This window comes from Steroidobacter sp., from assembly GCF_016790065.1.
GTDB lineage: Bacteria > Pseudomonadota > Gammaproteobacteria > Steroidobacterales > Steroidobacteraceae > Steroidobacter.
In genome coordinates, this window is sequence record NZ_JAEUPY010000237.1 from 16,981 (window position 1) to 27,685 (window position 10,705).

The window sequence follows — 10,705 nt, forward strand, 5'->3', positions numbered from 1 at the left end:
GCCGCCGGCATCCATTGTCGAACGCGTCGCGAAAACCAGCTAGCGGGCCGGGACAAGCCGTCACTCATTGGTACGATCTGCTTTGTTATGATCCGGCGCCTCAAGAATCTCGGTAGAGCTCATATTATCCACACCCGCCCCCTGCCCGGCCGGAAGCTCAGCGGCTTTACGCTGCTCGAGTTGCTCGTGGTGTTGGTGGTGGTGGGCATCATGGTCTCCATGGCCGTGCTGAGTTTTGGCGTGCTCGGCCGCGACCGCCAGGCCGAAGAAGAAACGCGCCGCTTCTGGACGGTGCTGCAACAGGCCCGCGAAGAAGCCGAGTTGCAGGTCGAGGACATCGGCATCTACATCGGGACCGACTCTTACGAGTATCTGCGCTTCGAGCCTCGCAAGGACGAGTGGCAACTCATCGACGGCGACGAACTGTTCCAGCAACGCAAACTCCCTGAAGGCCTGCGCTTCCGCTTGCGCTTGGAACAGCGCGAGGTGGTGCTCAAGCCCAGCCTGCCGCAGCGGAGCGACAAAGACGAGAATAAGAAGTACCCGCCGCACGTGATGGTGCTGTCCAGTGGCGAGGTCATGCCTTTCGAATTGGAGATCGAGCGCGACGGCGCACCGTCGTTGTGGCGAGTGACTGCGCTGGCGAACAACGATTTGCGCGTCGAGAAGCGCGGTGACCGCGATCAGTGGGGTCCGCTACTACAGACCAAGCCGCCGCCAGAGGACGATCGCCAAAAGCAACCGACGCGGGTGTCCAGTGCGCGCTGACACTCGTGGCTTCACTTTGATCGAAGTGCTGGTGGCGCTGGTCGTCGTCGGTCTCGGCATGCTCGCGGTGATCCAGACCGTGAGCCAGACGGCGAACAACACCGCTTACATGCGTGACAAAACCATCGCGCACTGGATCGCGATGAATCAGCTCACCCAAGTGCGACTGCTGCCCACGGCGCCACCCGTAGATAAGTCTTCCGATGAAGTCGAGATGGCCGGCCGCGACTGGCGCTGGACCATGGAAGTGAAACAGACGCCGATCGAATCGATTCGCCGCATCGAAGTCAGCGTGCGCCCGTCGGATGCGCCGGAAAAGAGTTCGCTCGCTTATATCTCCGGTTTCTACGGCACCGCCGTGGCACCCGCCGGCACTGTGGCCATCAACTGGAAAGGCCAGCAACAGAAGTCCGGCGGCATGGGTCAAAACAATCGACCCCAGGACGATTCCGAAGTCACTCCGCCGCCGACGCTCGAACCGGGTGAGCCGGTGCCGCCCGATCCCGAACCGTCGCCGGATCCAGAATCATGAACAAGTTCATGAAGGCGCGCGGCTTCACTCTCGTCGAAGTGCTGGTGGCGATTTTCATCTTCGCCATCGTCGCCGCCATTGCCATGGGCGGTTACAACGAGCTCATCAAACAAAGCGACATCGTCAGTGCTGGCGCCGCTCGCACGCGCGCGGTCCAAGCCACCATTCAGCGCTTGAATCTGGACTTCTCTTCGCTCGAACCGCGACCGGTGCGCGAACCGCTGGGCGATTCGTTGCAGCCGGCGATGCGCGCCGACAAACGCAATCAGCAGATCGCCGAGCTGACTCGTTCGGGCTGGAGCAATCCTGCCGGCTCGCCGCGCTCCACTTTGCAACGCGTTCAGTATCGGCTCGAAGATGAGAAGCTGATTCGCGAGTATTGGGTCGCGCTCGATCGCACCATGGACAGCGAGCCCGAGAGCGCGGTGCTGATCGACAAGGTCAAGAAAGTCGAGCTGCGTTTCATGGACACCAATCGCAGCTGGCACGAGCAATGGCCGCCGCTCGGCTATTCCGCCGCCGATGGCCCGACGCTGCGCCCGATCGCAGTCGAGGTCACGCTGGAGCTGGAAGATTGGGGTGAGTTGAAGCGCTTGATCGAGGTGGCGGGATGAGTCGCTCCTTCGCATCCATGCGTCGTCAACGCGGCGTGGCTTTGGTGATGGCCATCCTGATCGTGGCGCTCGCCACCATTCTGGCCGCCGAAGTGGGCTTCAAGGGCTATCTCGATCAACGCCGCACAGTGAACGCCTTCTCGCTCGATCAATCTTTCGAGATCGCGCTCGGTGGCGAAGCCTGGGCCTCGGATGCCTTGCGTCGGGACAAGATGCAGAGCCCCAAGCAGGACGACTTCACTGAAGAATGGGCCACCCCCATTCCGCCGATTCCGTTGGAAGACGTCGGCGGCGAATTCGAAGGCACATTGGAAGACCTGACCGGTCGCTTCAATCTCAACAGCCTGGTGAGCTTCGACAACTCCGGCGTCGGCAAGGTGAATACTCAAGCGGTGGCGCGCTTCGAGCGGCTGCTGGAAATTCTGGAGCTGGAAACCAAGTGGGCCAACATCATCGCCGACTGGATCGACACCGACACCAATCCCAATTTCCCCGACGGCGCCGAGGATCCGGTATACACCAATCTGTCGCCGCCCTATCGCACCGCGAACATGCCCATCACGCGCGCCAGCGAACTGTTGGCGATGCCCGAGTTCGGTGCTGAGCGCTATCGCCGGCTCGCCCCGTTCGTGACGGCATTGCCCGCCGACGCCAAGATCAATCTGTGCACGGCCTCGCCCGAGCTGCTCGATGCGCTGGTGTCCGGCAGTCGGCAATTCACATTGGCCCGCGAGAGCACCAAGCAGTCGCGCGCGCAACGCTGTTTTCCGAACAAGCAGGAATTCGAACAGCCGCTGACGGCCGACCAGAAACAGGAATTGGTGGATGGCAACGTGATCGATGAAACCAGCGATTACTTCCTGGCCACCATCTGGGTCACCCTTGGCACTCAACGGTTCACCCTGTACAGTTTGTTATACCGCTCGGGCCCTTCCAATCAGGTCCGTCCCATCCTAAGAAGCTACGGAACGCTCTGATGCCGGAACTCCTAGTTGTCCGCTTGCATCCCGTTTCTGTCACCCAGACAGGGGCGGCCCCTTCACCACCGCAAGCCGAATGGTTGGTCGTCGACGGCAACGGGGCTCGTCGCGGCAATGTGTCGTGGGGCTCGCTCAGCGACGCCGCCGCCGCTCAAGGCAGTCGCAAGGCTGTCGTGCTGGTGCCCGGCACCGACGTGTTGTTGGCGGAGCCGGTGCTGCCGTTGAAGGGCGGTGCCAAGCTGGCGCAGGTCGTGCCCTTCGCACTCGAAGAACACCTGGCCGTCGATGTCGAAGATCTGCACTTCGCGGTCGGCAAGCGCGATTCGCGCCCCGGTACGCCAGTCGCCGCGGTGTCTCGCGCACGCTTGGACGAATGGGTTGCCCTGCTCCGCGACGCCGGCTTGTCGACAGAAACACTGTACGCCGAGACCAGCGTGCTACCGACGGTGACTGGCGCGGTCGCCATGCTCATCGACGGTCACCGTCTGTATGTGCGTCGTGAGACCCAGCCCGGCACGGTGATCGAGATCGAGCCGCTCATCGAAGCCTTGCAGCTGGCGCTGGGCAGCGGCGAAGAGTCTCGCGAACACGTGACCATCTTCGTTTCCGAAGACGATTACGAACGCGAGCGCGAACTGCTCGAAGACTTGCGTGAGTTCACCGCCAGCCTGCAGTTGAAACTGCTGCCCGATGGTCCGCTGCCGCTATTGGCGTCGAACATTGCCAAGGCCGGCGCTGTGAACCTGTTGCAGGGGGCGTACGCGGCCAAGACCAAGCTGACTGTTTCTTTCGCACCTTGGCGTTATGCAGCCATCCTTGCCACGGTGTTTGTCGCTGCTCACATCGGCGTGAAGACATGGCAGTACTACCACTACAAGAAGGTCGAGAGTCTGCTCGACGCACAGATCGCCGAGACCTTCCAGCAAGCATTGCCTGGCGCTCCGGTACCGAATACGTTGGAAGCGCGGCGTCAGGTGGAACAGATTCTTGGCCAGTTGCGCGGCACCGGCCCGACCAGCGGCATGTTGACCACGCTCGCCATGTTGAGCGAGGCGATGGCGCAGGCTCCGAACACCGCGATCGAAGCTCTCTCTTATCGCAACAACGTCACTGACCTGCGCGTGCTGACGCCGTCGGTCGATGTGCTTGATCGCATCCGGCAAGTCGCCGGTGAACGCGGTGTCACCGCGGAAATCCAATCGACCAATCCGCGCGACTCCAAAGTCGAAGGCCGCTTGCAGTTCAAGAAGGCGGGTGCGTGATGCAACAGCTCAAAGACAAATTCAACGCGCTTCAGCCTCGCGAACGCATCGTCATCATCGGCGGCGCGGTGCTGGTGTTGGTTGTCGCGATTTATACGCTGGCGCTGGCGCCGCTGTACGCCGCCGTCGGCGCGCAAGCCAAACGGGTCGCGCAGAAGGAAGGCGATCTCGCGTGGATGCGTAGTGTCGCTGGCGAAGTCGCCGTACTCAGCGCTGCCGCGCCGAGCCGCCCTGGCCCGAGCAATGAATCACTGGTCGTCCTCATCGACCGCGCTGCTCGCGACTGCGGCCTGGGCTCCTCACTCACCGGCCAAACTCCCAACGGCGACCACGGCATCCGCGTCCGGTTGGAAGCGGCCGAGTTCGACAAGTTGATGGTGTGCTTGGGCACGCTTCAACAGGTACACGCCGTCGACGTCGAATCCGCCACCATCGATCGCACCGCCAAGCCCGGTCTCGTGAACGCCAACCTGGTGCTGACTCGCGTCGGCGTATAACCAACAACCTATGAAGCGACTTTGGCCGCTGGCCGCGCTCGGTGTGGGCGCATTCGTCATCTTCGCCTTGGTCACCTTCCCGGCCAGCGTAGTGCTGTCCTGGCTCGGTTCTGCCGGCGTCACCGCCGGCGGCGTATCCGGCACCCTTTGGCACGGCCGCGCGCAGGTGCTGCAAGTTCAGGGCATCAACATCGGCGGCGTCGAATGGAATCTTCACGCGTTGCCGCTGCTCACCGCCCACGCTAATGCCGATGTGAAAGTCACCCGCATCGACGGCTTCGCCACGACACAACTCAGCGCTGGTTTCGGCTCACTTCGCCTGAAGAACACCACCGCCTCGCTGCCACTCAGCGCCCTGCCCGCCAACGTTCTTCCCGGCGGCTGGACCGGCACGCTCAATGGCAAGTTCAGTGAAGTCACTTTGAATAACGGCTGGCCTACATCTGTGAACGGCACGCTCGACGCCATCGATCTCACCGGCCCGGCGCAGAAACCTCAGAACGTCGGCAGCTATCGAGTGGTATTCGACCCGGCTGCTTCCACTGCTGAGTCATTGAAGGGCGCGATTACTGATGCCGGCGATGGCCCACTGCAGATCAATGGCACATTGGAGCTGAAGTCCGATCGCAGCTACGCGCTCGACGCAATGGTCGCCGCTCGGCCCAATGCACCTCGCAATTTGGCGCAGGCGCTGGAGTACCTGGGCCCACCGGATGCTCAGGGAAGAAGACAGTTTTCTATGGCGGGGACGATGTAGAGGCACCGCCTCGACGCCGACTTAACATTCGGCGTTTCCGCAGAAACGCCGCCGAGTCAGACTGCCACTTCCCGCCATTGTTTCATCAGCGGAAAATACAACGCCGCCTTCACCTGCTTGCCTGGTTGAAACAGTCGCATCAAGCGAGCGTAGCGTTGTAGCTGATCGCGATAGCGGCGGACTTCGGCGGCGAAGAATTCTTCGAGGCCGCCGCCTTCGTGGGTGCCGGTTTTGAAGTCGACGATCCAGCGAACTCCGTGTTCGTCGATGAAGGTACGGTCGATGACACCGGAGACCAGTTCGCCCTGGAACACGCCAGTCAAAGCGAACTCGGACTCTGCTTCCGAAACCGGCGAGGACAAACCGAGCAGCCAGCGACCGCGGTCGTCGGCGAGCGTCTGAGCGATGGCGGCGATGACGCGTTCGACGGCGGTGTCGCAGCGGTCGGGTGGTACGCCGAGTTCGGCGAGCTCGGAACAAAGTCGAGCGCGATTAGGCGCAGCAGTGAGTCGTTCTGCACCGCTGCGAACCAAGCGATCTAACTCGCGGTGGACCAGCGTACCGACGTGACGAGCGGTCTGCGACGCCCAGTCAAACTCGACTCGCGTTTCCGGATCGATGACATTCACCGTCTTCGCGGTAACGGCAGCGTCAGCAGTCGGGGGCTCCCACTGTAGTGGTAGACGACGCACCTGTAGATGCGGCGTGGGAGCAGCAGCAAACAAATCCTGCTGAGGCTTGGCTTGAACGACCGAGTCGAACTGAGACTTCACTTCCGGCCACAGCAGCCGAAGCATCGAACCGTTGCGTGGCTCATGCACCATCGGACCGGCATCCGTCTCTTTCACTCGCACGTTGCCGAGCAAATGCAGAACCCGCTTGGCTCGCGTGGCGGCCACGTAAAGCAAACGACCGCGCTCGCGAGCACTGCGTTCGCGTTCAAGGAGTTCGATCCAGCGATACATGGGATCGGAATCGGTACCCGCTGCTTTGATGGGCGCAAAAACGATACCGCCGTCCTGGCCAGGAATTCGAGTCCACCGCATCAGCTCGCGGCCTTCACCGCGAAGCAGGCGATTCAACGCGGGCAGGATGACCACGTCGTACTCAAGCCCCTTCGCCTTGTGAATGGTCATCACTTCGACGCGAGCACGATTCTCGGGCCGCGGACGAGCAAACAAACGGTCCAATTTCTCTTCCAGTCGAGCGACATCCTCGAGATCGCCAGCGATTTCGATTTGATCGAGTCGACGCAAGTAAGCGTCCGCGTCGTCGAGATCCTGCGGACGATGCAACGTCGCCGGGCCGCCCAACGCATTCCATGTGCGTTCGACCCAGTCACGCAACGACAATCGTCCGCGCTGACCTAAAGCCGCCTGCAGAATCGAGTTCACGCGCGCCACGCGCTCGCGGCCGTCTTCGCTGAGCTGTTCGCCAGACTCCAGCGCCCGGCCCAGCAGCTCATTGATGGTCGAGGCCCGGTTGTTACTGACGATGACATGCAGGTCATGCAGCGTAAGCCCGCACCAAGGCGCCCGCAGGACAGCCAGCCAAGACGTCCGATCAGCCAGATGCAGCAGCGCTCGAGTCAACGCGGTAAGGTCCTGCACGACCGGCCGATCCAACAGCGCCTCGATCTCGATGGCTTGAAAGTCGATAGACGCAGCGTGCAACTCGCTTGCGATCAAACCGACGTGCGAGCGTGCAGTGACGAGCACGGCCACCGTCGTGTCTGCATCTTCAGCGAGACTCTTGCGAATCAGCTTGACGACCTGGCGCGCCTCAGCGAGTTCATCGCCATCGAAGGACGGATGCACCTTCACGCCACCACGCGTGCTGCTCAACGCAGCGACACTGGGGCTGTAGCGCACAGCGCCCTGCTCCGCATTGTCGGTCGGCGACAGCACGCCGGGGAACACGCGATTCACCCACTCGATGATGGGCTTGTTAGAGCGGAAGTTGGACGTGAGCTGCAGCGGTTCAAGTGGCACATTGCGCAAGCCCTGCCGTTGCAATTGCAGGAACAAGCCGACCTCAGCCTGACGGAAACGATAGATCGATTGCATCGGATCGCCCACGCAAAACAACGTGCGCCCGTCGCCCTCGGTCCAGCCCCCCGTCAATCGCTCCAACAAATCCAGCTGGCCGAACGACGTGTCTTGAAACTCGTCGACCAGCAAATGCTGTAAGCGGTAATCGAAGGCCAACGCCAGATCCGTCGGCTCATCACTGGAACCCAAAGCCTGCAAGGCGCGCAACGCCGCTTCGATGTAGTCCGCCTGTCCCTGCGACTGAAATGCGATCTGCAATTCCGCCACGGCCACCGGCAGCACAGCCAGCAGCGCCTCGAGAATTTCCCACTGCTCTTCGGTGTACGAACCGCGCGGCAGATTACGAAGCATGCCGAGCTGCGCGACCAGTTCGTGATCCTGCCCTAGCTCGGCGAGCAGCCCGAGCATCCGCTCCTTCTCTTCAGGATGGGTGGTCGGGAAGCCGCTCTTCTTGTTGACCGTGAGATACGGCGAACCGTCACGCTTCAAGAACACGCTGGCCAATCCCAGCCACGCATCCATGCTGTCGCTGTCCGAGCCAGGAATGACGTCCCCATCGCTACACGCATCCAGCAACACTCGCTTGTCATCTGCGAGGCCTGCCACGTCACGCAAATTGGCAGCAGCAAAAACTGTTAGCGACCAATACTCGCGACGTCGCGGCTCATGAAGCAAGCCGCAGAGCGTCGTCAGATGACGTCCGATCACGTTCTGCAAAGTCTGTTCGAGTACCGCGCGCAAGTTGTCGTGCGCGCCAGCGCTGACGATCTGGTGCAACCATTGATCGCGCTTGGCCAACAACTCGCACACCAGCTCAGCCAGCATGTCCGTGCGATTGCCGAGGTGCACGATCAAGGATTCGAGATGATCGGCAACCGCCGAGCCTTCGCCGAGCCGTTCAATCAGGCGCCGAGCCGCGGTCTCGTACAAAGGCCACGGATCTTCCGCCGGCTCCAACGCCGATCCGGTGCCTGCAAGAATCGGTAACCGACGCGCCAAAGTTGAATTGAGCGCATCGATGGTCTGAATTCGCAGCCGCGACGGGTGTTCGGCGAGTTTCCAGTTCCGCTCCACGTCAGCAGCACGCACAGCACGCGCCAACTCCCAAGTCGTCAACTTGTGCGCAGACTCAGGCTTCGAGCCGCCCGCAGCTTCGATGGAAAGCAAAATACGATTGCGCATTTCGGCCGCTGCCTTGCGCGTAAACGTAATCGCGAGGATTTGCTCTGGATGCTCGACGGTGGCGAGCAAGCGCAGATAACGTTGCGTCAGTAGCTCGGTCTTACCCGAGCCGGCCGGCGCTTGGACGATGAACGAGCGCGTCGGATCGAGCGCGCGCTTGCGGGCTGCAGCGTCGCTACTCATCGTGATGATGCTCCGTCTCTTCTTCCAACGCCTGCTCACTGACGCGGCAGAACGCACTCAGATGACAGTGCGTGCATTCCTGAGGCAACGGATCCACCATCGCCTGCCCTTCGACAAAGCCCTCGGCCAGATGCGTCAGCGTCTTGCGCCAATGATCCACGAGCGACGGCCAATCCTGCGGATGCTCCGGTCGCAAACGAACGCCCAACGGATACTGCTGGACGCCTTCGCCGACGAACGCGCCATCGCTCCAGCCGCGATACTCGACTGCGCCTGCAGCCAGCACCACGTACGACAGACCTCGCAACGTCTCTGCGTGAGCCAAGCCATACAGCGGCAACTGCGGTCGCATCGGTCGACCCGGCCGTGTGTCGAGCCATTGTCTCGGCGAGTGTGAGTCGCCCAACTTGTAATCGATCAACAAGTGACCGCCCTGAGCCAACTCGTCGATGCGGTCCGGCTGCAAAGTGATCGACAGGCCGCCAATCGAGTACGGCTCCGAGGTCTCAGTCAAACGCATCGAGAACGGCGGTCGCTGCTTCTCCACCGCCAGCAGTTGCAGAACCTGCTTAGCAACGTTCGCTGCCTCCAAGGCCGCCAGCCGCTCGCGATAGCGCACAGTCGGTTGCAACGCCTTCAAGGTATGGCGCTGAGCGCTGTCGCTCACACGCGAGGCCAATGTTTCTTCGTCGACGGCCACCAATGCGGAGTGGCTACGCAGCCAGCCCCAAATCTCCTCGAGCACTCGATGCAGGATGATGCCGCGATCGATGGGCTCGACGCCGATGCTCACCGTCGGCAACTGCTCCGCTCCCAAGCGAATCTGCGCTTGCGCTCGGAACGGACAGCGAGACTGCAGCTCCAGTGTCATCGCGCCACCGCGTGCAGTTTTCACAGTGAGTCGCGGCGCGAACTCGTCCCGCATGTGTTCCAGCAACGGACGCTGATCGAAGAGAGTTCGTCGTAGCGGACGCACGGCCGCGATGGCAATGTCGCCGCCTTTGATGCTCGGCCACGCCGATAGCATCGGGCTCGGTTGCAACTCCGCCTCGCCTTCCTGCCGCGGCCAACTCAGCACGACATCGGGCGCACTACTCGTCCAACGAGCCAACCGCGTGCGTGACAGCTGCATCACGCCTTCCGCCGTGGCTTCCGGAATCTTTGCGGCTCTTTGCAAGGCAACCGGCAACAGCGGATCGGGATTCACGGGCTCCGGCAAACGAGCCGCATCCAACCCCATCACCCAAGTTGCATCGAAGGTCATGCCGGCGACCGTGGCCGGATCGATGACCGTAATGGACGTCGCTTGGGTCTCCGGCTCGAACGCCGTGTCACGCAGCAGCTCTTGCAAGCGGGACAAGGCTGAGGATGCCGAGAGCGGCGCCGTCACCGCATCCAACGTGCCGAACTCTGCGAGCGCGTCATGAAACTTGCGCACGGTTTGATGTTCGACGCTGCTCAGCGAACGTTCACCGGGCCAGCCGGCGGCACGCAGCCAAGCGTGGAATCGTTCCGCCCAAGCGCTCGCCCCTGTCTTCGACGTCTTGTCACGAATCTCCGCGACGACCTGGCGAGCGGCCAGCGCCAGCTGATCGCAACCCGTCGCACCCGCCCAGCGCTCCAGCTCGAACCAATCCCATCGATCTCGCTGGTCTTCACGCAGGCGGAAGTCCGCCATGGCGCGGCGATCTTTCTCAGTCTCACCGCCCGCGATGAAAGGCGAACGTAACAACCGACCAGCGTGCGTCGCGGGCCGATCATGCAAAGCGAACTGAAGCACCAACAGCGCGGCGTCGACGACTGGATACGACGCCAGCGGCACCGGCGCGGCAATGACAACCGGAATCTTTGCTGACTCGGCGTGAATGTTTCGTTGGCC

9 protein-coding genes are annotated in these 10,705 nt (G+C 62.0%); 7 read left to right on the plus strand and 2 right to left on the minus strand.

Going from position 1 to position 10,705, the window contains the following annotated elements:
• Nucleotides 1-87: 87 nt before the first annotated feature.
• Genes gspH through JNL55_RS10215 form a run of 7 tightly spaced genes read left to right on the plus strand, consistent with a single transcriptional unit; the run spans nucleotide 88 to nucleotide 5,410 of the window.
• The gene (gene gspH, locus JNL55_RS10185; RefSeq protein WP_293852650.1) at nucleotides 88-768 is read left to right on the plus strand and encodes a type II secretion system minor pseudopilin GspH; all 681 of its coding nucleotides are present in this window, start codon (nucleotides 88-90) and stop codon (nucleotides 766-768) included.
• Nucleotides 758-1,300 carry a type II secretion system minor pseudopilin GspI gene (gene gspI / locus JNL55_RS10190; protein WP_293852652.1) on the plus strand — a complete coding sequence of 181 codons (543 nt, stop codon included), beginning with the start codon at nucleotides 758-760 and terminating at the stop codon, nucleotides 1,298-1,300. Before gspH ends, gspI begins: the two co-directional genes overlap by 11 nt.
• Nucleotides 1,297-1,914: a type II secretion system minor pseudopilin GspJ gene (gspJ, locus tag JNL55_RS10195; protein WP_293852654.1), complete on the plus strand. Its 618-nt coding sequence runs from the start codon at nucleotides 1,297-1,299 to the stop codon at nucleotides 1,912-1,914. Before gspI ends, gspJ begins: the two co-directional genes overlap by 4 nt.
• The gene (gene gspK / locus JNL55_RS10200; RefSeq protein WP_293852656.1) at nucleotides 1,911-2,891 is read left to right on the plus strand and encodes a type II secretion system minor pseudopilin GspK; all 981 of its coding nucleotides are present in this window, start codon (nucleotides 1,911-1,913) and stop codon (nucleotides 2,889-2,891) included. Before gspJ ends, gspK begins: the two co-directional genes overlap by 4 nt.
• The gene (gspL, locus tag JNL55_RS10205) at nucleotides 2,891-4,156 is read left to right on the plus strand and encodes a type II secretion system protein GspL (protein WP_293852658.1); all 1,266 of its coding nucleotides are present in this window, start codon (nucleotides 2,891-2,893) and stop codon (nucleotides 4,154-4,156) included. Before gspK ends, gspL begins: the two co-directional genes overlap by 1 nt.
• Entirely contained in the window at nucleotides 4,156-4,653 is a 498-nt protein-coding gene (locus tag JNL55_RS10210) for a type II secretion system protein M (protein ID WP_293852660.1), read from the plus strand. The genes gspL and JNL55_RS10210 overlap by 1 nt, the downstream gene beginning before the upstream one ends.
• Nucleotides 4,654-4,663: 10 nt before the next feature.
• Nucleotides 4,664-5,410, plus strand: coding sequence for a type II secretion system protein N (locus JNL55_RS10215; protein WP_293852662.1), 747 nt, complete (start codon nucleotides 4,664-4,666; stop codon nucleotides 5,408-5,410).
• Between the two features lie 56 nt (nucleotides 5,411-5,466).
• Here the strand turns inward: JNL55_RS10215 and JNL55_RS10220 are convergent, their stop codons facing one another.
• Together JNL55_RS10220 and JNL55_RS10225 are read right to left on the minus strand one after the other, a co-directional pair.
• On the minus strand, nucleotides 5,467-8,826 hold the full coding sequence (locus JNL55_RS10220; protein WP_293852664.1) for a UvrD-helicase domain-containing protein: 3,360 nt from the start codon (nucleotides 8,824-8,826) through the stop codon (nucleotides 5,467-5,469).
• A partial coding sequence (locus JNL55_RS10225) for a PD-(D/E)XK nuclease family protein (RefSeq protein ID WP_293852666.1) occupies nucleotides 8,819-10,705 on the minus strand: 1,887 nt, incomplete at its 5' end. The genes JNL55_RS10225 and JNL55_RS10220, both read right to left, overlap by 8 nt.

Coding starts and splice junctions, on each gene's coding strand:
- gspJ (WP_293852654.1), top strand. CDS start 1,297: ATGAACAAGTTCATGAAGGCGCGCGGCTTCACTCTCGTCGAAGTGCTG.
- JNL55_RS10210 (WP_293852660.1), top strand. CDS start 4,156: ATGCAACAGCTCAAAGACAAATTCAACGCGCTTCAGCCTCGCGAACGC.
- JNL55_RS10220 (WP_293852664.1), bottom strand. CDS start 8,826: ATGAGTAGCGACGCTGCAGCCCGCAAGCGCGCGCTCGATCCGACGCGC.
- gspL (WP_293852658.1), top strand. CDS start 2,891: ATGCCGGAACTCCTAGTTGTCCGCTTGCATCCCGTTTCTGTCACCCAG.
- gspH (WP_293852650.1), top strand. CDS start 88: ATGATCCGGCGCCTCAAGAATCTCGGTAGAGCTCATATTATCCACACC.
- gspK (WP_293852656.1), top strand. CDS start 1,911: ATGAGTCGCTCCTTCGCATCCATGCGTCGTCAACGCGGCGTGGCTTTG.
- JNL55_RS10215 (WP_293852662.1), top strand. CDS start 4,664: ATGAAGCGACTTTGGCCGCTGGCCGCGCTCGGTGTGGGCGCATTCGTC.